Source organism: Dietzia sp. WMMA184, assembly GCF_002441635.1.
Lineage (GTDB): Bacteria > Actinomycetota > Actinomycetes > Mycobacteriales > Mycobacteriaceae > Dietzia > Dietzia kunjamensis.
The window spans coordinates 3,501,524-3,527,532 of record NZ_NXEI01000001.1 but is presented as its reverse complement, the minus strand read 5'-3'; the positions used below and the strand labels follow the sequence as shown (position 1 = coordinate 3,527,532).

Here is a 26,009-nt window from a genome sequence, read left to right as displayed (position 1 = left end):
TCGGGTGGGGTCGGTTCAGACGGGGGTGATGGGGAGCGGGGTGCGGGTGGGTCCGAAGGTGAACGCCGCGCCGGTGCTGATGCGGGTGACGGCGACCTCCTCGCCCTCCGTGGCCGGCTCGTCGCCCAACCGCAGGACCGCCTCCACGTGCGAGCCGTCCGTCGGGACTCGCTCCACGGTCCAGTGCGGGTCGACGGCCTGCGCGGCGGCGGCGAGGGGCCGGAGTCCGTCGCGGGCGAGCAGCGGGAGCCAGGTGTCGTCGGCGAACCCGTCGGCGGCGGTGTCCCAGCGGACTTTCAGCTCGGTACCGTCCGCGGACACCTCCGATGAGTAGCCGGTGTAGGCGGTCGGCCCCGCCATCGGGTGCAGATCGAGCACGGTGGCGAGGCCGAGCGTGTCGGGGCCCACGCCCAGGACCTCGCGGATCCGTCCCGCCGCGACACCGGCGATGCCGGTGGCCTGATAGGCGAGGAGCCGGTCGGCGGTCTCGGTGTCCGACCGACGCCGCACCGACTGGTGGAAACCGACGGCGAGCAGGTGCATCTGGAGATAGACCTCGCGGGTGATCCGGATGAGTGCGGCGGAGGTGAACTCGGTGAAGACCAGGTCGGTCAGCAGTGGTCCCGCGTAGTCGTCGCGCGGGCCCTCGCCGGCGGTGTCCCGGGGCGCCGGGGGGTCGAACCGGAAGCCGATGATCCGGCTGGACGCGGACTCGAGCGCGGGTCCGGGCACCGGGAACGGCTCGCCGTCCGGGTCGATCCGCACCCGCCAGTGGCAGTGCGGGGTGCGGCCCTCCGGGGCGCGGGGCGGGCGGTGGATGGGTTCGACGACCGCGAGCGGGTTGGTGGCCAGCGCGGTGGCGGGAAAGGTGGGGTCCTCGATGTCGTGGCACATGGTGGTGACCAGCCGGTCCCCCATCGGCTCGACGTCCATGAGGGCGCCGCAGTGGTCCAGCCAGAACTCACCGTTGTCGTGGTCGGTCACCGAGTACCGGAAGTCCATGAACTCCGGCGGGGCGCCGACGTCCAGTTGGAAGCCCTTGAAGATCTCGGCGACCCCGTCGCCGGTGATCGACAGTGCGTCCTTCATGCGGCGGGCGTAGTGGGGACTGGCGGCCTGCCACTCCTCGATCGCCACGTCCCTCATGCCGTCGACGCCGAACTCGCCGAGCAGGGCCGGCATGCCGGCCCGGTCGATGAGCTGGCCGATGAGCAGCAGGTCGGGCAGGAGCCGGGCGAGCGTGGCGTGGTCGAGGGCGTCCAGGGGATCGGGCGGCGGGGAGATGCTCACGGGACTCAGACCTCCTCCGGGGAGGAGACCGGCCACAGCGGGGCCGGGCTGTCCTCGATGCGGTACCACCCCGCCGGCTTGTCGCCGGCCGCCTCGAACCGCTGCTTCATGGAATCGGTGAGTGCGTCGGCCTCGTACATGCGCATGAACAGGTCGACGACGTTGCCGAAGTCGAAGAAGTCGCGGTGCCACGCCCACTGCTGGTTCCCGTTGTAGAGGAACCACGATCCGCCCAGACCGTGGACCTCGTACGGCTCGCCCGTCTTGGGGTCGACCGTGTCGCGCGCGATCTGCTTCCACAGGCACAACACGTCCCCGGTCTCCGGGTCGATGATCGTGCGGATGTACGGGTACTCCCAGCCGTCGAGTCCGGCCATCTCCTGCCCGAGCGCGATGTCGCGGATCTCGTCCCGGCCGACCGCCATGAAGTCGTCCTTGGTGCCGTAGTTCCACCCGTAGGTGGCGTCCTCGGCGTAGAAGTCGGCCAGCGGCGTCCAGTCCTTGTTCCGCTCGCACTCCGCGTTGGCCTCGATCCAGCGCTCCACGAACTCGGCGATCTCGGCGCGGTCGTATCGGGTCACGTCACTCACTCCTGGGGCTCTCTTGCGTGGGGTCTGGGGTGTCGACCAGGCGCAGTGCCTGTGTCGGGCAGTACTTGACGGCGGCCTTGACGGCCTCGAGTTGGCTGTCGGGTATCCGGCCCCGCTTGGCCCGTACCTTCGCCTCGGGCCCCTTGGGCACCGTGAACCATTCGGGCGCCTCGGCCTGACACTCGGCGTGGGCCTGGCACAGGTCGAAGTCGACCTCGACCCGCATCGGCGACTCCCCGCCCATCAGCGCCGCCTCCTCCGGTAGCGGACGGTGCACGGCTGGGCCAGCTGGACGACCATCTTCGAGTGGTCGTTGTGGTAGCTCTCCGCCGGCTGGGCGAGCTCGAACTCGAACTCCCGCAACAGGACCGAGAAGATGGCCTTGATCTGCAGCTGGGCGAACGCCGCGCCCACGCAGCGGTGCCTGCCGGCGCCGAAGGGGATCCAGGTCCAGCGGTTGACGATGTCCTCCTGCCGCGGTTCCGCGTACCGGTCCGGGTCGAACGCGTCCGCGTCGGGAAAGTCCTCCGGCAGCCGGTTGGACACCGCCGGCGAGGCGGCGACGGTCTGGCCGGCGTGGACGACGTAGTCCCCGATCCGCACGTCCTCCTGGGCGACGCGCATGAGGATGATGAGCGGCGGGTGGAGCCGCAGCGTCTCCTTGAGGGCGTTCTCCACCTTGGGCATCTGGCGCAGTGCGCCGAAGCTGTACTCGGCCCCGTCCGCGTACACCTCGTCGAGTTCCGCCACGACCTGCGAGAGGTACTCGGGATGCTTGAGCAGTTCGATGAGCATCCAGGCGCTCGTCCCCGAGGTCGTGTGGTGCCCGGCGAACATCATCGAGATGAAGATGCCGGTGACCTCGTCCGGGGTGAACCGGTGCGTGCCGTCGTCGTTCTTCACCGAGACCAGCACGTCGAGCAGGTCCCGGTCCTCCTTGTCGGCGGGCGGGTTGGCGACGCGGTCGTCCATGATCGCGGAGACGAGCTCGACCAGCCCGGCGCGGGCCTCGTCACGCTTGCGGAACGCGGGGATGTCGGCGTAGGCGTCGATGTAGGCGTGGGGGTCGGTCCCCTGTTCCAGGTCGTGGTACAGGTGGGCGAACCGGGAATCGAGCTGCTCGCGGAACTTGGGGCCGATGAGGCACGCCGACGAGGTGTAGATGGTGAGTTCGGAGAACCACTCGAGCAGGTCGATCTCGCCCTCGTCGCCCCACTCGGCCACCATGCGCTGGACCTCGTGCGGGATGGTGACGGCGTGCTGGCGCATGTGGTCACCGCGCAGCGCGGTGTTGTGGAGCATCTCCGAGCGGCGCTCGGGGCTGGCGTCGAAGACGACGCCCTCACCGAACACCGGGGTCATGAAGGGGTAGGCGGCCGCCTGGTCCAGCGCCTCGTCGGGCGCCCGGAAGAACGCCTCGTTCGCGGCGGCACCCGAGGCCAGGCAGATGTCGCGGTCGGCGATCCGGAACACGCCCAGGTCGCCGCACTCCTGTCGGACCCGCCAGAACAGGCTGATCGGGTCGGTGCGTAGCTCGTCCATGTGGCCGAGTTCGCCCTCTCCGCCGGACACGCGCTGCGGCTCGTCCAGGCCCGAGAAGTCGGTGGGCTCGTCTGTGGAACTGTCGATGCTGGTCACGAGTAGTCCTCCTCGATGGGGGCCTCCGGCTGGATCTCCAGCTCGGTGATCTGGGCGCCGCGGGGCATGGACACCATGGCGGTGACCCCGCGCGCGAGGTCGGCGGGTTTGCACATCCGGGGATGACGACCGAATCCGTGCCTCACCCATTCGTTGATGACGGCCTCGGCCGTGTCCTGGTCGAAGTCCGTGCCCATCTCGGTCATCACCGGACCGGGCCGGACCACGCCGAGCCGCACCCCGGTGCCCTCGAGCTCCCGGCGGGCCTGCTTGGCCATGGTCTCCAGTCCGGCCTTGGCCGCCACGTACGCGCCGGAGCGCGGCCGGGCCGTGTAGGCCACGTCGGAGCCGATGAGCACGACGTCCCCGCGGCGGCGGTCGATCATGCCGGGCAGTACCGCGTGCAGCAGGCGGTGGACGGCGAGCAGGTGGATGTCGATTTGGGCGGCGAAGTCGTCCGGGTCCATCTCCCAGACCCGCGCCATCTTCAGGCTCCCCGCGCTGGAGACCAGCACCTCTGCGGGGCCGTACGCATCGGCAGCCGCGGCGACGAACCCGGCGACGGAGTCGGCGTCGGTGACGTCGACCTCCCGGGCCGTGGCCTCGCCCCCGGCCTCGCGGATGGTGCGCACCAGGTCGTCGAGCCGATCCGCGCGGCGCGCGCCCACGACGACCGGGTGCCCGAGTGCCGCGAGGGACTCGGCACTCGCGCGGCCGATGCCCGAGGAGGCGCCGGTGACCAGGGCTGGACGTTCGGAGGCGTCCGGGTGGGACGGGAACCGCAGGCTCATCAGCGCGCCACCTCGACCCGCATGGGCAGATGGGCGAAGCCGCGGACGTTGGAGGAGTGGACGCGCTCGGCCCCGGGGAGCAGTTCGTAGCCGGTGATCGTGCGGGCGATCATGTCCAGCGCGATGCGGCCCTCGAGCCGGGCGAGGTGCGCCCCCAGACAGAAGTGGGGTCCCTGACCGAAACTCAGGCTCGCCGTGGTGTCCCGCGCGAGATCGAAGGCGTCGCCGCGGTCGAAGACCTCCTCGTCGCGGTTCGCGGACCCGATGAGCAACAGGACCTTCTGGTCGGCGGGGATGGTGACACCCTGGACCGTGGCGGGCTCGGTGGTGGTACGCAGGACCATCTGACTCGAGGTGTCGAAGCGCAGCGTCTCCTCAACCCAGGCCGGCGCCAGGGCGGGATCGTCGAGCACGGCCCGCGACTGGCCGGGGTACTCGTGGCCCCAGAACAGGGCGTTGGCCAGAAGCTTGGTCGTGGTCTCGTTGCCGGCCACCACCATGAGGAACAGGAAGGACAGGATCTCGTCGTCGTCCAGCTTCTCGCCGTCGATCTCGGCATCGAGCAGTGCGGAGGTGAGGTCCTCGGTCCGGGCGGTACGACGCTCGGCGACCATCCCCTGGTAGTAGGTGATGAGGTCGAGCGCGGCCACCATGGAGTCCTCCGGCACGTCCTGCACGCCCTCCTCGCGGTGCATGACGAGGTCGGCCAGCCGACGCAGTTCGGCCCGGTCGACCTCCGGTACGCCCATGAGATCCGAGATGACGTCCATGGGCAGCTTGCCCGCGTAGTCGTCGACGAAGTCGATGGTCTCCCCGTCTCGGGACCGTGCCAGGCACTCGTCCCAGTACTGCCGCGAGATCCTCGAGATCCCGTCGGACAGGGCGTCCACGCGCCTGGAGGTGAACCCCTTGCTCACCAGTTTGCGCAGGCGGGCGTGGCGGGGATCGTCCATCGCGAGGAAGGACATCGTCTTGTAGGCGTGCGGCCCGTACGCGGCGGGGTCCAGCGAGACCCCCATGGCGTTGGAGAACACGTCCGGCGCGCGGAACGCCTCGCGGACGTCCGCGTGCCTGCTCAGCGCCCAGAAGTCGAGGTCCGGGTTGTGGTAGACGGGCGCCTCGGCGCGGAGACGGGCGTAGAACGGGTAGGGATCCTCGTGCACCGCGTAGTCGTACGGGCTGAACACGAGCGGAGCGGGCGTCGCGGTGGTCATCTCAGGGGTCACCTCAGGATCAGTCGTGCTGCGGATTCGATCGCGTCTGCCATGTCCGAGTAGGAGCCGTAGCCCATGCCCGCCCGGACGAGTGCCCCGGCGTAGACCATCTCCAGCGCCTGGACCACCTCGTCGTCGTTCCGGTCCCCCAACGCCGCCACGAGGCGACGCCGGATGTCGGCACCGATCCGGACCCGCAGGTGGGAGACCTCGGGGTCGTCGCCCAACAGGGCGGCGGTGACGGCCGACGACAGTTCCGGTTCGTCGGCGAGGAGGAGCGCGACGTCGCGCAACACGGCGACCACCCGGTCTGCGGTGGAGCCACCGTCGGCGGCCTCGGTCACGTGGTCGTCCAGACGGCGCCAGAACACCTCCGCGATGAGGTGGCCCTTGGAGGAGAAGTACGTGTAGGCGGTCGCCGGTGCGACGCCGGCCCTGGCGGCCACGGCACGGACGGCCAGGCCCCCGGGACCCTTCTCCCGCAGCACCTCGACCGCCGCGCTGGTCAGGCGGTCGACGGTCTCGGCCTGCTGGCCGTTGAGCCTGCGCCGCGTCGATTCGAACCGAAGATCACTGGACATGTGTCTGGACAGTACACCACCGTCCGGACTATCGTCTAGACAGCTGTCCACCCATTCTGGATCGATCCACCGCGACGGAAGGCTCCGAAGTGACGACGAGCATCACCGACACCGCCCCCCTGCTGATCGGCGGTGAGCTGCGACCCGCGACCGGGGGCGCCACGTTCGACGTCCTCAACCCGGCCACCGAGGAGGTCATCGGCCGGGCCGCCGACGCCGGGCGCGAGGACATGGACGCGGCCATCGCCGCCGCGCGCACCGCGTTCGACACCACCGACTGGTCCTGGGACCACGCGTTCCGTGCGCGGTGCCTGCGCCAGCTCCGCGATGCACTTCAGGGACACATCGAGGAGCTGCGGGCACTGACCATCGCCGAGGTCGGCGCGCCCCACATGTTCACGACCGGCCCCCAGCTGGAGGGGCCCGTCGCGGACCTGGGCTGGCTCGCCGACCTGGTGGAGGCCTACGAGTGGGTCACCGAGCTCGGGGAGTCCGAGATCATGGGCGTGCGCTCCAACCGCTCGACCCGGCGCGAGGCGGTCGGCGTGGTCGGCGCCATCACCCCGTGGAACTTCCCCAACCAGATCAACTTCGCCAAGATCGGCCCCGCGCTGGCCGCCGGCTGCACCGTGGTGCTCAAGCCCGCCCCCGACACCCCGCTCATCGCCGCGGCCGTGGCCCGGATCGCCGCCGAGGAGACGGACATCCCCGCCGGCGTACTCAACGTGGTCTCGTCGTCCGACCACGGCCTCGGCGAACAGCTGACCACCGACCCGCGCGTCGACCTGGTCTCCTTCACCGGATCCACCGCGACCGGCAAGAAGATCATGGCCGCCGCCGCCGAGACGCTGAAGAAGGTCTTCCTCGAGCTCGGCGGCAAGTCCGCCGCCGTTGTGCTGGACGACGCCGACCTGAACTCGGCGTGCTTCATGACGGCCCTCAACGCGTGTACGCACGCCGGACAGGGCTGCGCACTGACCACCCGCCTCGTCGTGCCCCGCGAGAGGTACGACGAGGCGGTCGAGGCGGCCAAGGGCGCCATGGCGGCGTTCGCCCCGAAGGACCCCAACGACCCGGGTGCCTTCTGCGGCCCGGTCATCTCCGCCGTCCAGCGCGAGCGCATCGAGGGTTACATCGCCCTGGCGCGCCAGGAAGGCGGCACCATCGAGATCGGTGGCGGCCGCCCCACCGGCGAGGGCATGGAGCGCGGGTTCTGGGTGGAGCCGACCCTCATCTCCGGTCTCGACAACTCGGCGCGGGTGGCACAGGAGGAGATCTTCGGCCCCGTCCTGGTGGTCATCCCCCACGATGGCGATTCCGATGCGATCCGGATCGCCAACGACTCCCCCTACGGACTGTCCGGAGCCGTGTGGGGCACCGACCCCGAGCGGATCGAGAAGGTCGTGGCCGGCATCCGCACCGGCACCCTCGGCGTCAACGGCGGCCAGTGGTACGGCGCCGACGTGCCGTTCGGCGGGTACAAGCAGTCGGGCATCGGCCGCGAGATGGGCCGCGAGGGCTTCGAGGAGTACCTCGAGATCAAGTCCGTCGCCACCCCGGCCTGAGGCCCCGGACAGCACCGGAGAGCCCGGGCACCCGGCACCACTGGCCCGGCACCTGGCCCCACACCACTCACCAGCACCACCCCATCCAGCATCACCACGCCGACAGGAAGAGACACACGACATGGGACGTTTCGACGGTAGGACCGCCATCGTGACCGGAGCCGCCGGCGGCATCGGCGAGGAGTACGCCAAGGCCCTCGCGGCCGAGGGCGCGAACGTGGTGGTCGCCGACGTGTCGACCGAGAACGGGGAGCGCGTCGCCGCGGACATCGTCGCCGCGGGCGGCCGGGCGGTCTTCCGGCACACGGACGTCTCCGACCCCGACTCGGCCAACGCCTGCGCCGAGGCCGCAGTCGAGGAGTTCGGCCGCCTGGACATCCTGGTCAACAACGCCGCGATCTTCGGCGGCATGAAGCTCGACTTCCTCATCACCGTGCCGTGGGACTACTACGAGAAGTTCATGTCGGTGAACCTCAACGGTCAGCTGCTCATGGTCCGCGCCTGCTGGGAGAAGATGGCCGCCGCCGGCGGTGGCGCGATCGTCAACCAGTCCTCCACCGCGGCGTGGCTGTACTCGGGCTTCTACGGCCTGGCCAAGGTCGGCGTCAACGGCCTCACCCAGCAACTCGCCACCGAGCTGGGCGGCTCGAACATCCGCATCAACGCCATCGCTCCCGGGCCGATCGACACCGAGGCCAACCGCTCCTCGACCCCGCAGTCGATCGTCAAGGAGATGGTCGACAAGCTGCCCATCAAGCGCATGGGTCAGCCGGAGGACCTGGTGGGGATGCTGCTGTTCCTGCTGTCGGACGAGGCGTCGTGGATCACCGGGCAGATCTTCAACGTCGACGGCGGACAGATCATCCGGTCATGAGCGGACATCCGATCACGAGCGACCCGGCCCCGGCCCCCGAACAGGACCCCGCACCCGGGATCGGCCCCGGCGGTCCCGGCGACTCCCCCGCCCCGGTCGGGTTCATCGGCCTGGGCAACATGGGTGCGCCGATCGCGAAGCGCCTCCTGGCCTGGCCGGGCGGGCTCGTGGTGTGCGACGTGCGCCCGGAGACGACCGAGCCGTTCGTCGTCGAGGGCGCCACCGCCGCCGCCACCGGCGCCGAGGTCGCCCGCACGGCGCGCCTGGTGTCGGTGACGGTGCTGGACGACGCCCAGGTGCGTGACGTCGTCGACGGACCCGAGGGGATCCTGCGCACCGCCGCACCGGGGACCGTGATCGCGGTCCACTCCACCATCGCCGACTCGACGGCTGTTGAGCTGGCCGAGGTGTGTGCGGCCGCCGGGGTCCACCTGGTGGACGCGCCGGTGTCGGGTGGCGCGCAGGGGGCGGAATCGGGTCAGCTCGCCGTGATGGTCGGTGCGCCGCGCGAGGTCTACGAGGCGTGCAAGCCGGTGTTCGCGCTGTGGGCGGGCATGCCCGTGCACGCCGGGGAAGTGGGTGCGGGCACGCGGATGAAACTGGCCCGCAACCTCCTGCACTTCATCTCGTTCACCGCCACCGCCGAGGCCTCCCGGCTGGCCGAGGCCGCGGGCATCGACATCACCAAGCTGGGCCGGGTGGTCCGCCACACCGACGCCATCACCGGCGGCGCCGGGGCCGTGATGCTGCGGGACACCACCGCGCCGATCGCGGCCGACGACTTCTGGCACGGCGTGTTCACCCACGTCCGTGGCCTGGGCGAGAAGGACCTGTCCCTCGCCCTGGGACTGGCCGACCGGCTGGGTGTGGACCTGCCCCTGGGCACCATCGCGCTGCGCGACCTGGGCACCGGGTTCGGTGTCGGGCCGGGTGAGCTCGCCCGCTGCGCGGACGTCCGTGCGGCGGGCGGTGTGTCCGGCGATGCGGGCGGGACCGGACGAGACCACGACGACGACCACGACGACGACGACGAGGAGAACCGATGAGCGACGCCGCGGACGCCGGGATGAGCCCGGAGCGCGAGCACGGTCTGGCCATGATGACCGAGGTGTACGGCTTCGAGATGTCCGACGGGCCGGGTGATTACTTCGCCGAGACCGCGGACCACCTGTTCGGCAGGATCTGGTCCCGCCCGGGCCTGAGTCACCGCGATCGCCGGTTGCTGCTCCTGGGGGCGCTGACGGCCCAGGGCAACACCGACATCGCGGACATCCAGGTGGGGGCGGCGCTCGGCAACGACGAGCTGACGCCCGAGGAACTGGAGGAGATCGTGGTGTTCCTCTGCTACTACGCGGGTTGGCCCAACGGGACCAAACTCGGCAACGTGGTGGGCCCGCACGTGGCGCGTGCCCGCAAGGCCGCCCGCCGCGCCGAGGGCTGAGGGGCGGGCGCTAGGTTGAAACCCATGACCGCACCCGAGATCGAACCCGCGCTGCTCGCCGTAGCGCTCGCCGCCCCCGGCTTCATGCCGCTGGAGGAGGGCATCACCTTGTACGACATCGCCTGCGAGTTCCTGGGCGACGGTGTGGGCGTGGAGATCGGCACCTACTGCGGCCGCTCCACCGTGTTCCTCGGCGCGGCCGCCCGCGTGACCGGCGGCAGCATCGTCACCGTGGACCACCACCGCGGTTCCGAGGAGCACCAGCCCGGCTGGGAGTACCACGACACCTCGCTGGTGGACGCGCACACCGGCCGCCTGGAGACACTCGGCGCGTTCCGCCACACCATGTGGGACGCCCGGCTCGACGACGTGGTGACCGCCGCGGTGGGCACGTCGACCCAGGTTGCACGCGTCTGGGGCAGGCCCGCGTCGTTCGTCTTCATCGACGGAGGCCACTCCTCCGAGGCGGCGCAGGCCGACTACGAGGGCTGGGCCCCGTGGGTGGAGATCGGCGGGGCGCTGCTCATCCACGACGTGTTCCCGAACCCGGAGGACGGTGGCCGTCCCCCGTACGAGATCTACTGCCGCGCGCTCGAGTCGGGCCAGTTCACCGAGGTCCGGGCCGTGGACTCGCTGCGCGTGCTGCGCCGCGACTCCGGCGAGGTCGGCGCGCCGATGCCCTGAGCCCCCAACCGCCCCGCATCCGCTACCCGGAATCCGGATCCGCTCCCCCGATACGAGTAGCGGATCCGGATTCGGAGTAGCGGATCTCGCGGTTGCGGGGTGCCCGAGTCTGGCGGTCGGGGCAGCGGCGGGGTGGGTCACACCGCCCAGCGGCCGCCGGCGCTCCACGGGTCGCCGGGCGAGGGCCGACCGCGCCGTGAGTGCAGGAACCGCCCCACCACGGCTGCGCCCAGGTCGTCGACGTCCGGCGCCACCACCGTGCCGTCGACCCTCCGGGCGAGCGCGTCCAGGAATCGGGACAGACCCGGGTCGTCGCCCAGCCGGAAGAAGGTCGTCTGCGCCCCGGTGCGGGCGACCCGGTCCAACTCGTCGACGGTGATCCGGATGGTCTCAGGGTCCGGCGGGTAGGCGAACCACGGCTCCCCGCCGCTGAGCAGGTGGGCGGTGGGTTCGCCGTCGGTGACGATGAGCAACACCGGCTGCATCGTCGGGTGCTCACGGAAGTACCGCCCGGCGAGCAGGAGCGCATGATGCAGGTTCGTGCCGGCCTCGTACTGCGCGTCCAGGGAGAGCAGGTCCTCCACGGTCCGGGTCTGGGCGAAGCGGCCGAACGAGATGAGCTGCAGCCGGTCCTGCCGGAAACGGGTGCTCACCAGGTGGTGGAGGGCCAGGGCCGTACGCTTCATCGGGACCCACCGCCCCTCCATGGCCATGGAGAACGACGTGTCCACCAGCAGCGCCACTGCGGCCTGGGTCCGCGCCTCGGTCTCCCTGACCTCGATGTCCTCGGGCAGGAGCCGGATCCCCGCACCCGTCTCGCCCCCCTCCGCGGCGATCCGGGAGATCGCATTGCCCACGGTCCTGGGCACGTCCCAGGACTCGACGTCACCGAACTCCCAGGCCCGGCTCGACCCCGTCTGCTCCCCCGCGGCCCCCGACAGCCTGGTCTCGCGCGCACCGGTCCGGCCGGACAACCGCTGTGCGGCGTCGCGGAGCAGTGACCTCCCGAGTTTGCGCAGCGCGGCCGGGGAGAGTCGGAGGTCCCCGTCCGGTCGGCGACTGAGGTAGCCGGACTCGCGCATCTGTTGTTCGAGCCGCGACAGCGTCTGCACGGACACCGCCGCCTCGCGACCGAGATGGCGGGCCACCGCCTCCAGGTCGAGTTCGGACAGCGGGGACCTGTCGCTCCGGGAGAGCTGTTCGGCCAGCCGGTCGAGGTCCCCGAGTTCGGCCATGGCCGCGGTCCCCTCGGACATCCCCAGCCCCTCGGAGCCCTCGAAGTCCTCCGAGCCGTCCCAGTCCTCGCCCGGACGCAGGGACTGCAGCAGCCCGTCCAACCGGCCCAGCTGCTCCATCAACTCGGGCGAACCGAACGCCTGCTGCGACAGGGCCATGAGCTCCTCCCGCTGCTCCGGGGTCATCGAGCGCATCATCCGCTGGGCCGCGGCCGCACGCTCGGCGAGGGTGTCGATCAGCTCCTCGACGTCCTTCGGCTGCTCCGGGAACGCGTCGGAGTGCTTGTCCATGAACTCACGGAAGTCCTCGGGGGTGTCCTCTCCGCGGGCGTGCTTGTCGAGCAGTTCGGTCAGGTCCGACAGCATCTCCGACACCGCCGCCCGGTCGGCGTCGGTCGCGTTCTCCAGCGCCTGTTTCATCCCGGCGAATCGGGCGTCGAGCGCCTCGGCGCCCATGAGGTCCTGGATGCGGCGGTACGCCTCGCGGGCGTCGGACGAGGCCCAGTCGTAGTCCTTGAGTTCCCCGACCGCGGCGGCCGGCGAGTCGGGCAGGTTCTCGATGGTCATCTCCCGCAGGGTGCGGTCCATGGGATCCATGGCGGTGTCGCGGGCGAGCTGTCCCCGCTCGGCGAGCAGCGCCTCGTCGAGCAGCCGGGAGACCTCCTCGAGGGTGCCGCCCAGGTGGTTCCGCTGCAGCAGTTCGCGGCGTCGACGCTGGATGCGTCCGGCCAGCTCGTCGAGGCCTGTCTGGTCGCGGCCGCCGGTGCGGAGGAACTCCCGCATGGACTGCTCCGGGGAGTACCCGGCCATGACGCCCTCGGAGACCGCGTCGAGCGCCTCGGACAGGTCGAGCGGGGGCGCGAGCGGGTCCGGCCCGCCGATGTAGCGCCCGTAGCGGGCGCGGGGCTCTGGTCGCGACATCGCGCACCTCCTGCTCCGGCGGCGCTCGGCAGCCGCCGATGGTGTCAGCCGTAGACGGCGGCGCCGTCCCCGGTCTCCTTGGACAGACGCCGTGAGAGGTAGAGCCCCTCCAGCGCCAGTTCGATCCCGCCGGCCCGCTGGCCGACGTTGGACGCCCCGACCCTGTCGGCGATCTCGTCGTAGAGCCCGGGTTCGGACAGCTCGGGCAGGGCGGCGAGGAATTCGGCGGCGGTGACGCTCGCGCCGGTCGTGAGGGTCACCGACCCGTCGAACGCGTCGACCAGCGGGGTCATGTCGATCCCCCGGAACAGTCCGCGGACGACGTCCACCGTGGCGATGCGCAGCAGGTACCGCAGGATCTCGGTCTCGCGCCCCTCCTCGCCGGGCTCGAACTCGATCTTGCCGCGCAGGACCTCGACGGCGGCGTCCACGTCGACGAGCCGTGCCACGGACTCACCCGGGTCGTCGGCACCCCGCACGGCCGCCCGCCGTCGGGCCGCCGCCGCGACGGTCTCCGCGCCGGCGATGGCGAAGCGGGCGGAGACGCCGGAGGCCTGGTTGATCGAGTCGGAGGTGCGCAACTCGCGCGTGAACCGGGCGAGCAGTTCCATCAGCGGATCCGGCACCTCGGCGGTCAGCTCGGCTTCCTGCCGCACGACCTCGATCTCGTCGGCCAGGTCTAGCGGGTAGTGGGTGCGGATCTCGGCGCCGAACCGGTCCTTCAGCGGGGTGATGATCCGTCCGCGGTTGGTGTAGTCCTCCGGGTTCGCCGAGGCCACCACCAGCACGTCCAGGGGCAGGCGCAGGACGTAGCCGCGGATCTGGACGTCCCGCTCCTCCATGACGTTGAGCAACGCCACCTGGATCCTCTCGGCCAGGTCGGGCAGTTCGTTGAGCGCCACGATCCCGCGGTTCGCGCGCGGCACCAACCCGTAGTGGATGGTCTCCGGGTCACCCAGTCGGCGGCCCTCGGCCACCCTCATGGGATCGACGTCGCCGATCATGTCGGCGACGGAGGTGTCCGGGGTGGACAGCTTCTCCACATAGCGCTCGTCACGGTGGCGCCACTGTACGGGCAGCGCATCCCCCTCGCGGGCGATCCGCTCGCGCGTGGGTTCGGTGATCGGCGCGAGCGGGTCCTCGCCCAGCTCGGACCCGGCCACGACGGGCGACCACTCGTCCAGCAACCCGACGAGCGTGCGCAGCAGACGGGTCTTGCCCTGGCCGCGTTCTCCGAGCAGGACGATGTCGTGGCCGGCGATGATCGCCCGCTCGACCTGTGGGATCACCGTCGTGTCGAAGCCGTGCATGCCGGGCCACGGATCGCGTCCGGCGGCCAGGGCCGCGAGCAGGTTCTCGCGCAGCTCCTCGCGGAGGGTGCGGCTGGTGTATCCGGCGGCGCGCAGCTCGCCGAGGGTCTGCACGTTCGGCTTATCGCTCACACCGCCCACCGTAGCCCTGCGATGCCACTTCCGCTTCCGGCATAGGGTGGCATCATGCGTGCAGTGTTGACCCTCGTCCTCAACATCATCTGGCTGCTGACCGCGGGCATCTGGCTGTTCCTCGGCTATGTGCTGGCCGGGATCCTCGCCTGCATCCTCATCATCACGATCCCGTTCGGGGTCGCGAGTTTCCGGATCGCCGCCTACGTGCTGTGGCCGTTCGGCCGGGAGGTCGTCGACCGGGGCCGTCCCGGCGGGGTGAGCACGATCGCCAACGTCATCTGGTTCCTGGTGGCCGGACTGTGGCTGGCGATCGGCCACGTCGCCACCGCCGTCGCGCAGGCGATGACGATCATCGGCCTGCCCCTGGCGTGGGCCAATCTCAAGCTCATCCCGGTCACGTGCTTCCCGTTCGGCAAGGAGATCGTCCGCTCCGACCGGGCGGCGATGGTGCCGGTCGCCACCCGCTGACCGCCCGGGCGCCACCCGCTGACCCCGCACCCCCGCACCGCGGCCGGGCCCGGTCAGTCCTCGATCCCCGGCTGGTGGTGGCTGGCGATCGACACCCGGTTGAAGGCGTTGATCAGCACGATCGTCCACTCGAGCGCCGAGAGCTGCTCGTCGGAGAAGTGGTCGGCGGCGGCTGCGGTCGCGGCGGCGCGTTCCTCGGCGTCGTCCAGCCGGGTCAGCGTCTCGGCCAGTCGTAGTGCCGCCCTTTCCGGGTCACCGAACGCATCGATCTCCCGCCACGCGGGCAGCAGGTCGAGCCGGTCCTGGGAGACCCCGGCCTTGCGGGCCGCCGGCACGTGGGTGGCCAGGCAGGCCGCGCAGCCGTTGAGCTGCGAGACGCGCACGTTGACCAGTTCGAGCAGCGACTCCTCCAGCCCGGCCTCGCCGGAGGCCTCCCGCGAGGCCACGGCGGTGCGGACGAGCTGCTTGTAGACCTCGCGTTGGGCGCGATCCAACTGCGGGACCCCCATGTCAGCCGTCCTCCCCGCCGAATCGCGCCCGGTCGGCGTCCGTGGCCTCCCGGTACGCGCCGGCGAACTCGTCCGCGTTCTTGCCGAGGAAACCCTCCACCATCGAGCACACCGGCACGATGGTGATCCCCTCCTCGCGCGTGGCCTCCACCGCGCCGCGCACGAGTGCGGTGCCGATGCCCCGGCCACCGAACTCCTCGTCGACCACGGTGTGGTGGAAGACGCGCTCGCCGGCGTGGTCGCGGAAATCGGCGTGGCCGGCGACCTCGCCGGAGGCGTCCCGGACCTCGAACGCCTCGGTGGAGTCGGCTCGGTCCACGGTCACGGTGGCGCCGGTCTTGTCGGTGTACTCGGTCATCTGCGGTGTCCTCTCACATCGGGGTCGACTGTGCGCGCGGGTCCGGGTTGACCCGCGGTTTGAGGGTGGTGGTGGGCAGGGTGGGCGCGGGGAGCCGGGTCAGCCCCCGCGGGTCGTGGCCGATGTACCCGTCCACGCGTCCGAAGCGCTCCGATCCGGCCTCCCACTGCTCGCGGTAGCCCGCGATCTCGTCGTGGGTCCGGCCGATGAAGTTCCACCACATGATGATGTCCTCCTCGAACGGGGTGCCACCGATGAGGACCGCCCGCCCGGCGGTGGTGCCGGTGTTGCGGATCGTCAGGGTGGTCTCGCCGACGCCGGTGTACGCGAGGTGGCTGACCTCCACGTCGACGCCCTCGAGGGTCAGATCACCGGAGTCGACGAGAAGCCCGTGCTCGAAGGCCGGGTCGACGTCCAGTCGCAGTTCGGCGCCGGGGTCGAGCCGGAGCTCCGCGGCGACGAGGGGGGTGTAGGTGGTGACCGACGACGACGAGCCCAGCAGCGACCCCATGAAGACCCGCGCCGCTCCGCCGGCGAATCCGACGGGGTCGGGCACGTGGTGGTCGAACCTGCGGCCGCTGCTCTCGCGGTGTTCCTCGGGTAGCACGGTCCACAGCTGCACGCCGTGCAGGACGGTGGTGTCCTGGGTCGAGACCTCGGTGTGGCAGATGCCGGCGCCGGAGGTCATGAGGTTGACCTCCCCCGGGCGCACCACCGCATGGTTGTCCCCGGAGTCGTGATGGGTGACGCTGCCCTCGAAGAGCCAGCTCACGGTCTGCAGGCCGGTGTGCGGGTGCGAGGGCACGTCCATGCCGCCGGTGGCCGAGACGTCATCCGGTCCGTAGTGGTCGACAAAGCAGAAGGCGCCGATGAGCGAACGCTGGCGCTGCGGCAGCGTCCGGCGGACCGTCATCGCCCGCGGCCCGCCCAGGGGCACCTCGCGGGAGGTGATGATCTCCACGACGGCCCCGCCGGGCTGCGCCTCTGCCGAACGGGGCCCGCCCGGCGCACCGCCGGCCTCGCACTCGATCTCGGGCGGGTCGGGGTCGAGGTTGCTCATTCGACGACCTCGCTCATCTCGGCCCGGGCGTCGACGGCCTCGCGGCGCAGCTCCAGCTTCTTGGCGTTGATCTTCCCGCTCAGCGCCAGGACGAGCGCCTTGTCCACGACCGCCACCGGCAGATGGTCGAGGAGACGTCGGCCGAGGTCCCATCGCACGGCGTAGCGGCGGCGGGGGCGCGCTGTGGTACCGGCGGTCCACACGGCCTCCGCGAGCACGGACGGGTCGGTGGCCTTGTCGTCCTCACCGGCGGCCATCTCCCCCATCACCGCGGCCATCGCGGCGAACGGCGAGCCGGGGGCGGTCGATTCCTGGAAGCGCCGCCGGATCGAGGCGGTCATGCCGGTGCGGAACGGACCCGGCTGGACGAGCACGACGTCCAGGCCGAGGAACATCAGCTCGCGCCGCAGCGCGTCACCGTAGGCCTCGATCGCGTGCTTGCTCATGGCGTAGGCGCCGTTCATCGGCATGCCGTGCTGCGGGCCGGTCTCGGAGCTGATGAGCACCACCCTCCCGCGGGTCTCCCGGAGGAGGTCCCACAGGGCGTGGACGGTGCGCACGGTGCCCATGACGTTGACGTCCAGGACCTGCTGCACCCGGTCCGGATCGGTCTCGGCCAGCGGCCCGATCCCGAGGACGCCCGCGAACGTGACGAGCGCGTCGAGGCGGCCGTGCTCGCGTCGGACCCGGTCGGCCAGGGCGGTGAGCGAGGCGGAGTCGGTGACGTCGGCGGCGAGGGGCGTGATTCGGTCACCGCCGGGCGGCGCCTGGAGGTCGACGGCCACGACGTGCCAGCCCCGGGAGGCGTAGAGCGCGGTGGTGGCGGCCCCGAGGCCGCCCCCGGCTCCGGTGACGACGACGACGGGGGCGGCGGGCGCGCTGGTGTCCATACCCTGACGGTACCGGCGTGCGGAGTCCCGGTGGGGCGCTCCCGGGAGCCCCGCCCGCCTCAGACCAGGGCGTCGAGGCCGAGTTTGCCGGCGAGGCGGTCGATGTAGGCCAGCACCTCGTCCTCGGCCCGGTCGGGAGTGCCGTAGACGAGCTCGTGGACGCCGAGTTCGCGGTAGGCGTCGATCTTCTCGTGATCCGGTTTCCCGTCGAGGACGACGATGTAGGGCTCGCCCTCCCGTCCGGCCTCCGCCCACAGTTCCCGCAGCGTCCGTACGCTGCCGGCGATGTCCTGGGAGATCGGGGTGGTCATCCAGCCGTCGGCGCTGCGGCAGATCCACTTGAGGTTCTTCTCCGTGCCGGCCGCTCCCACGAGGGTGAGCGGGCCGGGCGTGCGGGCGGTCTTGGGCCAGGCCCAGCTGGGACCGAAGTCGACGAACTCTCCGTGGTACTCGGCCTCGTCGTGCGTCCACAGCTCCCGCATGGCCTCGAGGTACTCGCGGAGCATGGTGCGCCGACGCTGCGGCGGCACGTTGTGGTCGGCCATCTCGTCCAGATTCCAGCCGTACCCCACGCCGAGCACGGTGCGCCCGTCGGAGAGGTGGTCGACCGAGGCGATGGTCTTGGCCAGCGTGAGGGGGTCGCTCTCCACCGGGATGGACACGGCGGTGCCGAGACGGATGGTCGACGTGACCGCCGCGGCGGCGCCGAGGGCGACCCACGGGTCCAGAGTGCGGCTGTACCGCTCGTCGGGGAGCTCGGCGCCGCCGGTACCCGGGTGCGCGGCCTCGCGCCGCACCGGGATGTGCGTGTGCTCGGGAACGTAGAACGCGGAGAACCCGGCGCGCTCGGCGGCCACGGCGGCCGTGGTCGGCCGGATGCCCCGGTCACTGGTGAACAGGGTCAGTCCGAATTCCATGCGTTCTCCCTCGTGCGCAGCGTCGACCCGCCGCCTGACACCTGATCAGACAGGTGTCCAGCGGCGGTGTCGCCACAGACTAGCGCACGACGGCGGCGGGTGGGCAGACCTCGCCCGCCACGCAATCGGCCGGATCGCCCGGCTGGGACTGCAGACGCTGCATGGTGTGGTGCGAGACATAGCGGAAGATCTCGTTGCCCGGGGTGGTGCGCGAGAGGGCGTCCGCCGCCAGCAGCATGACGGCCGCTGTCCATGTGCTCAGCTCGACCGGCCACCGCTTGCCGTCGGCGAAGACGAGTCCGGTCCAGTAGGAACCGTCGGTGTCCCGCAGGTGCTGCATGTTGGTGAACTGCGCGAGCGCCTCATCGTGTCGCCCGGCCGCCTCCAGGGCGAGCACCAGTTCGCACGTCTCGGCCCCGGTGACCCACGGCCGGTGGTCGACGCAGCGGATGCCCAGTCCGTCCACCACGAAGTCGTCCCACCGGGAGTCGAGCCGCGCCTGCGCCTGCTCCCCCACCATCACGCCGGCCAGGACCGGGTAGTACCAGTCCATGGAGAACTCGTCCTTGGGCGTGAAGAGCTCGGGGTGGGCGCGCAGCGCATGGCCCAACCGGTCGGCGGCGGCGTCCCAGTCCGGCGCGCTCCCGCCGAGCTCCTCGGCGATCGCGACGCCGCAGCGCAGCGCGTGGTGGATGCTGGACGAGCCGGTGACCAGCGCCTCCTCGCAGAAGCCCTCGGGACCGGCGCCCCACCACATCTGCCCCTCGGGCCCCTGGAACGTCAACACCAGGTCGAGTGCCCGGCGCACCGTCGGCCACATCGACTCGAGGAAACCGGGCCTGCCGCTCACCAGGTGGTGGTGCCACACGCCCACCGCGACGTACGCGCAGAAGTTGGAGTCGACGTCGCCGTCGGCGACGTGGTCGTCCTGCCACTTCATCGGCCACGACCCGTCGCCCCGCTGGGTGTCCCGGAGGAACCCGTACGCCCTCTCGGCGGCCTCCCACTGGCCGGCGACGGACAGGCCCATCGCCGACTCCACGTGATCCCAGGGGTCGGTGTGACCGCCGGTGAACCACGGGATCTCACCGTTGGGCTTCTGGACGGAGGCGAGCCACTCGCCGGTGGCGCGGACCGCGTCGGCGTCGAGGACCCCGGGCACGGTGGGGACCGGACGATGGCTGGTGACTCTGGTGTTGGGCGTCTGCACGGACGATCAGGCCTCCACGGGCTTACGCAGGTAGAACACGATGGACTTGCCCATCACCGGGTTGAGCACCTTCTCGGCGGTCCGGGTGACCCAGGGCTTCTTCATCAGGTCCCAGACGAGCAGCTTGTGGTACGCCTTCGGCAACGGGTGGTCGTCGTTCTCCGTACCCACCGCGCACTTGAGCCACCAGTACGGGGCGTGCAGCGCGTGGGCGAACCCGGTGCCGGTGACCTCCAGCCCCGCGGCGCGGAGCTTGAACCCCAACTCCTCGGCGGTGTAGATCCGGCAGTGCCCACCCGGGTTGGAGTGGTAGGCGTCGGACAGCTTCCAGCAGAGCTTCTCCGGCCACTCACGCGGCACGGTCACGGCGGCGACGCCGCCCGGCTTGAGGATCCGCACGAGTTCGGCGATGGCCTTGGTGTCCTCCGGGACGTGCTCGAGCACCTCGGAGATGAGCACCAGATCGAAGGTCGCGTCCTCGTACGGCATGTTCAGCGCGTCCCCGGTGACGGCCTCCCCCTTCGAGGTGGGCAGCCCCTCGCCCTCGGCCTCCATGGCGGCGAGCATGTCGGAGACCTGCTGCATCTCGTCGGCGTTCTGGTCGAACGCCGTGACGTCCGCGCCACGCCGGTAGAGCTCGAAGGTGTGACGACCGAGGCCGGCCCCCACGTCGATGGCTCGCATACCGGGGGTGACCCCGAGACGGTCGAAATCAGCGGTCAGCATGCGGCGTCCTCCTGCTCACGGATGGTGTACTCACCGGACTCCGGGAGCACCTCGGGCACGTCGTCGGTGACGTGCTCGTCGATCTCTGTCTGATCCGGCCCGAGGACCGGCCCGGCCGTCAGGTCCGGCAGCGCGTCGCCGCGGACCCGGGCGATAGCGGCCTCGTAGACCTCGACGGTCCTGCGGGCGACGGCGGCCCAGCTGTAGCGCTCCATGACCCGTGCACGGCCGCCCTGCGAGAGGCGTTGCCGCTCGGCCGGGTCGGACAGCAGCGCGCTGATCTCACGGGCCAGCGCGTCGACGTCGCCCGGCTCGACCAGGCGGGCCGCCGAGTCGTCCGTGCCGACTACCTCCGGCAGCGCGCCGGCCCGGGTCGCGACAAGTGCGCAGCCGCTGGACATGGCCTCCACCGCAGGCAGGGAGAATCCCTCGTACATACTCGGCACGACCGCGATCTCGGCCGACCCGACGAGATCGGCGAGCTCGTCGTCGTCGACCCCGGACACCAGGTCCACCGCGTCCCTCAGGCCCAGCTTGTCGAGCAGCCTGGCAGCCTCGCCCTTGCGCTTGAGCTTGGACACCAGCGTCAGACGCACGCCCGGGTGCTCCTCGCGGACCCTGGCCAGCGCGCGCAACAGGACCGGCACGCCCTTGAGCGGCTGATCGGCACTGGCCACGCAGACCAGGCGGCCGGGCTCACGCACGCGCCGGTGATGAAACCGGTCGGTGTCCACGCCCAGCGGGATCGTGACGATGCGGTCCGGGTCCACGCCGAAGTCGGTGGCGATGTCGTCGGCGGAGTTGCTGGAGACCGTGATGATCTCCTGCAGCTTGCGGGAGACCCGCATCTGCATGCCCAGGAACCCGAACCAACGCCACGTCGTGATCTTCTTGCGCAGCGGGGCCTCCTTCATGGCCAGCGCGCGATCCCGCGTGATGGGGTGGTGCACCGTGGCCACGACGGGGAAACCCGCCTTCTCCAGGTCCAGCAGGCCGGATCCCAGGCACTGGTTGTCGTGCACCACGTCGAAGTCGTCCAGACGTTCCCGGAGTGTGCGCGCGGCCCGCATGCTGAACGTCCGCGGCTCCGGGAACCCGGCGGTCCACATGGTGACCACCTCGAGCACGTCGATGAGGTCGCGGATCTCCCGCGGGTGCGGCGTGCGGAACGGGTTCGCGTCGTTGTACAGGTCCAGACTCGGGACCTCGGTGAGCGTGGGGCCCGGGTCGAGTTCCGGGTAGGGCTGACCGGAGAACACCTCGACCGTGTGTCCGAGTGCTGCCAACTCGCGGCTGAGGTGACGGACGTAGACGCCCTGGCCCCCGCCGTGTGGCTTGCTCCGGTACGAGAGCAGCGCGATCCGCACTTCTCGATCGCCTCCTTCATGGTCGTCGGCCCGCCGTCGGCGGGTGTCGCGGGCGGCGACGGGCACATCGGGAAAGTCTAGAACACGTTCGCCCCGGTCCCACACACGGCCGGACGAACGCAGCGGACCCCCGGCGCGAGAGGCGCTCGGGGGTCCGGTGTCGGTGTTACTCCACGGTCGGTTCGTCGCCGTGGGGCCTGCTCAGTAGCCCAGGTCGTCCAGGCGGACCGAGGCGCCGGTGGCGTCCCCGAACCCGTCCTCGGGACCGTAGAAACCATCGCCGTAGTCCGGGATGGAGTACGCGGCGGCGCGGGCCTCCTCGGTGGGCTCGACCGTCGAGTTCCGGTAGCGGTTGATACCGGTACCCGCCGGGATGAGCTTACCGATGATGACGTTCTCCTTGAGGCCCACGAGCTTGTCCGACCGCTTGTTGATGGCGGCGTCGGTGAGCACGCGGGTGGTCTCCTGGAAGGAGGCAGCCGAGAGCCACGAGTCCGTGGCCAGCGAGGCCTTGGTGATGCCCATGAGGACCGGACGCGCCGAGGCCGGCGAGCCGCCCTCGGTGAGCACGCGGCGGTTCTCCGCCGTGAGCTCGGCACGCTCCACGAGCGCACCGGGCAGGAACTCGGTGCTGTTCGAGTCGTTGATCGCGACTCGACGCATCATCTGACGGACGATGACCTCGAGGTGCTTGTCGTGGATCGACACACCCTGCGCACGGTAGACCTTCTGCACCTCGTCGACGAGGAACTTCTGGACACCGTTGGGGCCGAGGATGGCCAGCACCTCGTGCGGATCGGCCGGGCCCTCGAGGAGGGCCTGCCCGCGCTCGAGGTGATCGCCGTCCGCGATCGGGCGGGAGGAGCCGTCCTCCAGCTCGATATGGGCCAGGCCCTGGCGCTTCGACAGCTTCTCGTAGACGATCTCGTCCGCACCGTTGTCCGGCACGATCGTGATCGTGTAGAAGCGCTCCTCCTCCTCGAGACGGATCCGGCCCGCCTCCTCGGCAATCGGCGCCTTGCCCTTCGGAACACGAGCCTCGAAGAGCTCCTGCACGCGCGGGAGACCGCCGGTGATGTCGTCACCGACGCCACCCTGGTGGAAGGTACGCATCGTCAGCTGGGTGCCCGGCTCACCGATCGACTGGGCGGCGACGATGCCGACGGCCTCGCCGATGTCCACCAGGAGACCGGTGGCCATCGAGCGGCCGTAGCAGGTCGCACAGACGCCGGTACCGGTGGTGCAGGTGAGGACCGACCGGACCTTGACCTTCTCGATGCCGGCGACGATCAGCGCCTCGATGTTCGGGTCACCGAGGTCGGTGCCCGCGGCGACGATCACGTTGCCGTCGGCGTCGAGCGCGTCCTCCGCGAGCGTCCGGGCGAACGTCGAGGTCTCGACGTGCTCGTCGCGCTCGAGGGACCCGGTCGGGCTGCCGTGGACGTCCATCACCGGGCGGGCGATGGTCGTCTCGACACCCTTCGACGTCCCACAGTCGGTCTCGCGCACGATGACGTCTTGCGAGACGTCGACGAGACGGCGGGTGAGGTAACCCGAGTCGGCGGTACGCAGGGCGGTGTCGGCCAGACCCTTACGGGCGCCGTGCGTGTTCATGAAGTACTCGAGCACGGTCAGGCCCTCGCGGAACGAGGACTTGATCGGCTGCGGGATGAACTCGCCGTTCGGACGCGTCACCAGACCCTTCATGCCCGCGAGCGAGCGGATCTGGGTCATGTTGCCCGCCGCGCCCGACTTCACGATCGTCGGGATCGGGTTGGAGTCCGGGTAGTTCTCCTCCATGGCCTGACCGATCTCGTCGGTGGCCTCCTGCCAGAGCTTGACCAGGTCCGACTTGCGCTCCTCGTCGGTGATCTTGCCGAGGTCGTACTGCGACTCCAGGCGCGCGGCCTTCGCGTCGTACGAGGCGAGGATCTCCTTTTTGGCCGGCGGGACCAGTACGTCGGACATGGCGATGGTGACACCCGAGCGGGTGGCCCAGTAGAAACCGGTGTCCTTGAGCTTGTCCACCGTCTGCGCCACGACGATCATCGGGTAGCGCTCGGCCAGGTCGTTGATGATGACGGCCTGACGCTTCTTGGGCATCTGCTCGTTGACGAACGGGTAGTCCGCCGGGAGCAGTTCGTTGAACATCACGCGACCGAGGGTGGTCACGGTCAGCCACTCCTGGCCCTGCGTCCAGCCCTCGGGGAACTGCTCGGCCTCGACGTCGGCCGACGGACGCTGGTGCGTCAGTCGGACCTGGATCGGGGCGTGGATGTCCAGCACGCCGAGGTCGACGGCCATGATGGCCTCCGACGGCGTCGAGTACACGCCCACGGCGGGGGTGTCCTCGGAGGCCGGGACGTACGAGCCGGTCGCACCCTCGTCCAGACGGGTGAGGTAGTACAGGCCGGTCACCATGTCCAGACGCGGCATGGCGAGCGGACGACCCGACGCCGGCGACAGGATGTTGTTCGAGGCGAGCATGAGGATGCGCGCCTCGGCCTGCGCCTCCGCGGACAGCGGGAGGTGCACGGCCATCTGGTCACCGTCGAAGTCGGCGTTGAAGGCCTCACACACGAGCGGGTGCAGCTGGATGGCCTTGCCCTCGACGAGCTGCGGCTCGAACGCCTGGATGCCGAGGCGGTGCAGCGTGGGCGCACGGTTGAGCATCACCGGGTGTTCGGCGATGACCTCTTCGAGCACGTCCCACACCTGGTCGCGCTGACGCTCGACCATGCGCTTGGCGGACTTGATGTTCTGCGCGTGGTTGAGGTCCACCAGACGCTTCATGACGAAGGGCTTGAACAGCTCGAGCGCCATCAGCTTGGGCAGCCCACACTGGTGCAGCTGCAGCTGTGGGCCCACGACGATCACGGAACGACCGGAGTAGTCGACGCGCTTGCCGAGCAGGTTCTGACGGAACCGGCCCTGCTTGCCCTTGAGCAGATCCGAGAGCGACTTGAGCGGGCGGTTGCCCGGGCCCGTGACGGGCCGGCCACGCCGGCCGTTGTCGAACAGCGCGTCGACGGACTCCTGCAGCATCCGCTTCTCGTTGTTGACGATGATCTCGGGGGCGCCGAGATCCATCAGCCGCTTGAGGCGGTTGTTGCGGTTGATCACACGACGGTAGAGGTCGTTGAGGTCCGAGGTGGCGAAGCGGCCACCGTCGAGCTGGACCATCGGACGCAGCTCCGGTGGGATCACCGGGACGGCCCCGAGGACCATCGCGGCCGGGTGGTTGCCCGACTGCAGGAACGCGGAGACGACCTTGAGGCGCTTCAGGGCGCGGATCTTCTTCTGACCCTTGCCGTTGCGGATGATCTCCCGCAGCGACTCGGCCTCGGCGGCCAGGTCGAAGTTCAGCAGCAGCGCCTGGATCGCCTCGGCGCCCATGCCGCCCTCGAAGTACTCGCCGAAGCGGTCCTCGAGCTCGCGGTAGATGCCCTCGTCGACGATGATCTGGTTGACGTCGAGCTTGGTGAAGGTGGTCCAGATCTCGTCGAGACGGTCCAGCTCGCGCTGGGCCGACTCGCGGATCTTCTTCATCTCCTTCTCGCCGCCGTCCTTCACCTTGCGGCGCTGGTCGGCCTTGGCACCCTCGGCCTCGAGCTCGGCGAGATCGGCTTCGAGCTTCCGCGCGCGGGCCTCGATGTCGGAGTCCCGCTCGTCCTCGATGATCTTGCGCTCCTCGAGGACCTGGGCCTCGAGGGTGCTGAGCTCGTTGTGACGCAGCTCGGTGTCGACGCCGGTGATGACGTAGGCGGCGAAGTAGATGATCTTGTCGAGGTCCTTGGGCGCCAGGTCCAGCAGGTAACCCAGGCGCGACGGGACGCCCTTGAAGTACCAGATGTGGGTGACGGGCGCGGCCAGCTCGATGTGGCCCATGCGCTCGCGGCGGACCTTGGCACGGGTCACCTCGACGCCGCAGCGCTCACAGATGATCCCCTTGAAGCGCACGCGCTTGTACTTGCCGCAGTAGCACTCCCAGTCCCGGGTGGGGCCGAAGATCTTCTCGCAGAACAGGCCCTCCTTCTCCGGCTTGAGGGTGCGGTAGTTGATGGTCTCCGGCTTCTTGACCTCGCCGTAGGACCAGTTACGGATGTCCTCGGCCGTCGCGAGGCTGATGACCAGCTCGTCGAAGTAGTTGACGTCCTGCACGTAGGCGTCCTTTCCCGGGTGGGATGATGGCGGGCCCTCGCGGGGTGGGGCCGGGGGCCCGCCGTGGTGGAACT

General features: G+C 70.4%; 24 protein-coding genes and 1 pseudogene. 7 read left to right on the top strand and 18 right to left on the bottom strand.

Annotated elements, in window-relative coordinates; translation table 11 throughout:
- Window positions 1–15 precede the first annotated feature (15 nt).
- A complete protein-coding gene (locus tag CK206_RS16315; RefSeq protein WP_254050635.1) occupies window positions 16–1,089 on the bottom strand; it encodes a hypothetical protein in 1,074 nt (357 codons plus the stop codon).
- On the opposite strand from CK206_RS16315, the pseudogene CK206_RS20500 reads away from it, so the two are divergent.
- Window positions 1,077–1,169 (top strand): annotated as a pseudogene (locus CK206_RS20500) (IS5/IS1182 family transposase); the annotation flags it as partial. The gene CK206_RS16315 and the pseudogene CK206_RS20500 sit on opposite strands and share 13 nt — an antisense overlap.
- A gap of 126 nt (window positions 1,170–1,295) precedes the next feature.
- On the opposite strand, the gene CK206_RS16310 reads toward CK206_RS20500, so the two are convergent.
- The 6 genes from CK206_RS16310 to CK206_RS16285 form a co-directional block, all read right to left on the bottom strand.
- Complete coding sequence (locus CK206_RS16310) at window positions 1,296–1,871, bottom strand: hypothetical protein (RefSeq protein WP_096907051.1); 576 nt, start codon at window positions 1,869–1,871, stop codon at window positions 1,296–1,298.
- 1 nt (window position 1,872) lies between these two features.
- Window positions 1,873–2,124 carry a ferredoxin gene (locus tag CK206_RS16305; RefSeq protein ID WP_371606999.1) on the bottom strand — a complete coding sequence of 84 codons (252 nt, stop codon included), beginning with the start codon at window positions 2,122–2,124 and terminating at the stop codon, window positions 1,873–1,875.
- The gene (locus CK206_RS16300) at window positions 2,124–3,422 is read right to left on the bottom strand and encodes a cytochrome P450 (protein WP_096907521.1); all 1,299 of its coding nucleotides are present in this window, start codon (window positions 3,420–3,422) and stop codon (window positions 2,124–2,126) included. Before CK206_RS16300 ends, CK206_RS16305 begins: the two co-directional genes overlap by 1 nt.
- Window positions 3,423–3,514: 92 nt before the next feature.
- Entirely contained in the window at window positions 3,515–4,309 is a 795-nt protein-coding gene (locus CK206_RS16295; protein WP_096907050.1) for an SDR family oxidoreductase, read from the bottom strand.
- The gene (locus CK206_RS16290; RefSeq protein WP_096907049.1) at window positions 4,309–5,523 is read right to left on the bottom strand and encodes a cytochrome P450; all 1,215 of its coding nucleotides are present in this window, start codon (window positions 5,521–5,523) and stop codon (window positions 4,309–4,311) included. The genes CK206_RS16295 and CK206_RS16290 overlap by 1 nt, the downstream gene beginning before the upstream one ends.
- Window positions 5,524–5,531: 8 nt before the next feature.
- Complete coding sequence (locus tag CK206_RS16285) at window positions 5,532–6,104, bottom strand: TetR/AcrR family transcriptional regulator (RefSeq protein ID WP_096907048.1); 573 nt, start codon at window positions 6,102–6,104, stop codon at window positions 5,532–5,534.
- Window positions 6,105–6,193: 89 nt separating this feature from the next.
- On the opposite strand from CK206_RS16285, the gene CK206_RS16280 reads away from it, so the two are divergent.
- The 5 genes from CK206_RS16280 to CK206_RS16260 all read left to right on the top strand — a co-directional run bounded on the left by CK206_RS16280 (window position 6,194) and on the right by CK206_RS16260 (window position 10,668).
- Window positions 6,194–7,669, top strand: coding sequence for an aldehyde dehydrogenase (locus CK206_RS16280; protein WP_096907047.1), 1,476 nt, complete (start codon window positions 6,194–6,196; stop codon window positions 7,667–7,669).
- 121 nt (window positions 7,670–7,790) lie between these two features.
- Window positions 7,791–8,543: an SDR family oxidoreductase gene (locus CK206_RS16275; RefSeq protein ID WP_096907046.1), complete on the top strand. Its 753-nt coding sequence runs from the start codon at window positions 7,791–7,793 to the stop codon at window positions 8,541–8,543.
- The gene (locus tag CK206_RS16270) at window positions 8,540–9,589 is read left to right on the top strand and encodes an NAD(P)-dependent oxidoreductase (RefSeq protein ID WP_096907045.1); all 1,050 of its coding nucleotides are present in this window, start codon (window positions 8,540–8,542) and stop codon (window positions 9,587–9,589) included. Before CK206_RS16275 ends, CK206_RS16270 begins: the two co-directional genes overlap by 4 nt.
- Window positions 9,586–9,984, top strand: coding sequence for a carboxymuconolactone decarboxylase family protein (locus tag CK206_RS16265; RefSeq protein WP_253702067.1), 399 nt, complete (start codon window positions 9,586–9,588; stop codon window positions 9,982–9,984). The genes CK206_RS16270 and CK206_RS16265 overlap by 4 nt, the downstream gene beginning before the upstream one ends.
- A gap of 24 nt (window positions 9,985–10,008) precedes the next feature.
- Window positions 10,009–10,668 (top strand): class I SAM-dependent methyltransferase, encoded by a 660-nt coding sequence (locus CK206_RS16260; protein ID WP_096907044.1) that lies wholly within the window; start codon window positions 10,009–10,011, stop codon window positions 10,666–10,668.
- A 137-nt stretch (window positions 10,669–10,805) separates the two neighbouring features.
- On the opposite strand, the gene CK206_RS16255 is transcribed toward CK206_RS16260, so the two are convergent.
- Entirely contained in the window at window positions 10,806–12,824 is a 2,019-nt protein-coding gene (locus tag CK206_RS16255; RefSeq protein ID WP_096907043.1) for a VWA domain-containing protein, read from the bottom strand.
- A gap of 44 nt (window positions 12,825–12,868) precedes the next feature.
- Entirely contained in the window at window positions 12,869–14,275 is a 1,407-nt protein-coding gene (locus CK206_RS16250; RefSeq protein WP_216824146.1) for a sigma 54-interacting transcriptional regulator, read from the bottom strand.
- A gap of 45 nt (window positions 14,276–14,320) precedes the next feature.
- Between CK206_RS16250 and CK206_RS16245 the strand changes: the two genes are divergently transcribed.
- Window positions 14,321–14,737, top strand: a complete 417-nt coding sequence (locus tag CK206_RS16245) for a YccF domain-containing protein (protein WP_096907041.1) — start codon at window positions 14,321–14,323, stop codon at window positions 14,735–14,737.
- Window positions 14,738–14,790: 53 nt separating this feature from the next.
- Here the strand turns inward: CK206_RS16245 and CK206_RS16240 are convergent, their stop codons facing one another.
- The 9 genes from CK206_RS16240 to CK206_RS16200 all read right to left on the bottom strand — a co-directional run bounded on the left by CK206_RS16240 (window position 14,791) and on the right by CK206_RS16200 (window position 25,935).
- Window positions 14,791–15,246: a carboxymuconolactone decarboxylase family protein gene (locus CK206_RS16240; protein WP_096907040.1), complete on the bottom strand. Its 456-nt coding sequence runs from the start codon at window positions 15,244–15,246 to the stop codon at window positions 14,791–14,793.
- Window position 15,247: 1 nt separating this feature from the next.
- Complete coding sequence (locus tag CK206_RS16235) at window positions 15,248–15,604, bottom strand: GNAT family N-acetyltransferase (protein ID WP_096907039.1); 357 nt, start codon at window positions 15,602–15,604, stop codon at window positions 15,248–15,250.
- A gap of 13 nt (window positions 15,605–15,617) precedes the next feature.
- Window positions 15,618–16,664 carry a pirin family protein gene (locus CK206_RS16230; protein ID WP_096907038.1) on the bottom strand — a complete coding sequence of 349 codons (1,047 nt, stop codon included), beginning with the start codon at window positions 16,662–16,664 and terminating at the stop codon, window positions 15,618–15,620.
- Window positions 16,661–17,554: an SDR family NAD(P)-dependent oxidoreductase gene (locus CK206_RS16225; RefSeq protein WP_096907037.1), complete on the bottom strand. Its 894-nt coding sequence runs from the start codon at window positions 17,552–17,554 to the stop codon at window positions 16,661–16,663. The genes CK206_RS16230 and CK206_RS16225 overlap by 4 nt, the downstream gene beginning before the upstream one ends.
- A 59-nt stretch (window positions 17,555–17,613) precedes the next feature.
- Window positions 17,614–18,471, bottom strand: a complete 858-nt coding sequence (locus tag CK206_RS16220) for an LLM class F420-dependent oxidoreductase (protein WP_096907036.1) — start codon at window positions 18,469–18,471, stop codon at window positions 17,614–17,616.
- 79 nt (window positions 18,472–18,550) lie between these two features.
- Entirely contained in the window at window positions 18,551–19,681 is a 1,131-nt protein-coding gene (locus tag CK206_RS16215; RefSeq protein WP_096907035.1) for a prenyltransferase, read from the bottom strand.
- Window positions 19,682–19,687: 6 nt separating this feature from the next.
- Entirely contained in the window at window positions 19,688–20,407 is a 720-nt protein-coding gene (locus CK206_RS16210) for a class I SAM-dependent methyltransferase (RefSeq protein ID WP_096907034.1), read from the bottom strand.
- A complete protein-coding gene (locus CK206_RS16205; protein ID WP_067716793.1) occupies window positions 20,401–21,774 on the bottom strand; it encodes a glycosyltransferase family 4 protein in 1,374 nt (457 codons plus the stop codon). The genes CK206_RS16210 and CK206_RS16205 overlap by 7 nt, the downstream gene beginning before the upstream one ends.
- A gap of 201 nt (window positions 21,775–21,975) precedes the next feature.
- Window positions 21,976–25,935: a DNA-directed RNA polymerase subunit beta' gene (locus CK206_RS16200; RefSeq protein ID WP_096907033.1), complete on the bottom strand. Its 3,960-nt coding sequence runs from the start codon at window positions 25,933–25,935 to the stop codon at window positions 21,976–21,978.
- Between the last annotated feature and the right edge of the window lie 74 nt (window positions 25,936–26,009).

Bases quoted from the DNA above. Each gene is read 5' to 3' on its own strand.
- CK206_RS16290 (WP_096907049.1), bottom strand. From the start codon at position 5,523: ATGACCACCGCGACGCCCGCTCCGCTCGTGTTCAGCCCGTACGACTAC.
- CK206_RS16265 (WP_253702067.1), top strand. From the start codon at position 9,586: ATGAGCGACGCCGCGGACGCCGGGATGAGCCCGGAGCGCGAGCACGGT.
- CK206_RS16315 (WP_254050635.1), bottom strand. From the start codon at position 1,089: ATGAAGGACGCACTGTCGATCACCGGCGACGGGGTCGCCGAGATCTTC.
- CK206_RS16300 (WP_096907521.1), bottom strand. From the start codon at position 3,422: ATGGACGAGCTACGCACCGACCCGATCAGCCTGTTCTGGCGGGTCCGA.
- CK206_RS16235 (WP_096907039.1), bottom strand. From the start codon at position 15,604: ATGACCGAGTACACCGACAAGACCGGCGCCACCGTGACCGTGGACCGA.
- CK206_RS16270 (WP_096907045.1), top strand. From the start codon at position 8,540: ATGAGCGGACATCCGATCACGAGCGACCCGGCCCCGGCCCCCGAACAG.
- CK206_RS16225 (WP_096907037.1), bottom strand. From the start codon at position 17,554: ATGGACACCAGCGCGCCCGCCGCCCCCGTCGTCGTCGTCACCGGAGCC.
- CK206_RS16305 (WP_371606999.1), bottom strand. From the start codon at position 2,124: ATGGGCGGGGAGTCGCCGATGCGGGTCGAGGTCGACTTCGACCTGTGC.
- CK206_RS16210 (WP_096907034.1), bottom strand. From the start codon at position 20,407: ATGCTGACCGCTGATTTCGACCGTCTCGGGGTCACCCCCGGTATGCGA.
- CK206_RS16240 (WP_096907040.1), bottom strand. From the start codon at position 15,246: ATGGGGGTCCCGCAGTTGGATCGCGCCCAACGCGAGGTCTACAAGCAG.
- CK206_RS16220 (WP_096907036.1), bottom strand. From the start codon at position 18,471: ATGGAATTCGGACTGACCCTGTTCACCAGTGACCGGGGCATCCGGCCG.
- CK206_RS16260 (WP_096907044.1), top strand. From the start codon at position 10,009: ATGACCGCACCCGAGATCGAACCCGCGCTGCTCGCCGTAGCGCTCGCC.
- CK206_RS16285 (WP_096907048.1), bottom strand. From the start codon at position 6,104: ATGTCCAGTGATCTTCGGTTCGAATCGACGCGGCGCAGGCTCAACGGC.
- CK206_RS16275 (WP_096907046.1), top strand. From the start codon at position 7,791: ATGGGACGTTTCGACGGTAGGACCGCCATCGTGACCGGAGCCGCCGGC.
- CK206_RS16295 (WP_096907050.1), bottom strand. From the start codon at position 4,309: ATGAGCCTGCGGTTCCCGTCCCACCCGGACGCCTCCGAACGTCCAGCC.
- CK206_RS16230 (WP_096907038.1), bottom strand. From the start codon at position 16,664: ATGAGCAACCTCGACCCCGACCCGCCCGAGATCGAGTGCGAGGCCGGC.
- CK206_RS16245 (WP_096907041.1), top strand. From the start codon at position 14,321: ATGCGTGCAGTGTTGACCCTCGTCCTCAACATCATCTGGCTGCTGACC.
- CK206_RS16255 (WP_096907043.1), bottom strand. From the start codon at position 12,824: ATGTCGCGACCAGAGCCCCGCGCCCGCTACGGGCGCTACATCGGCGGG.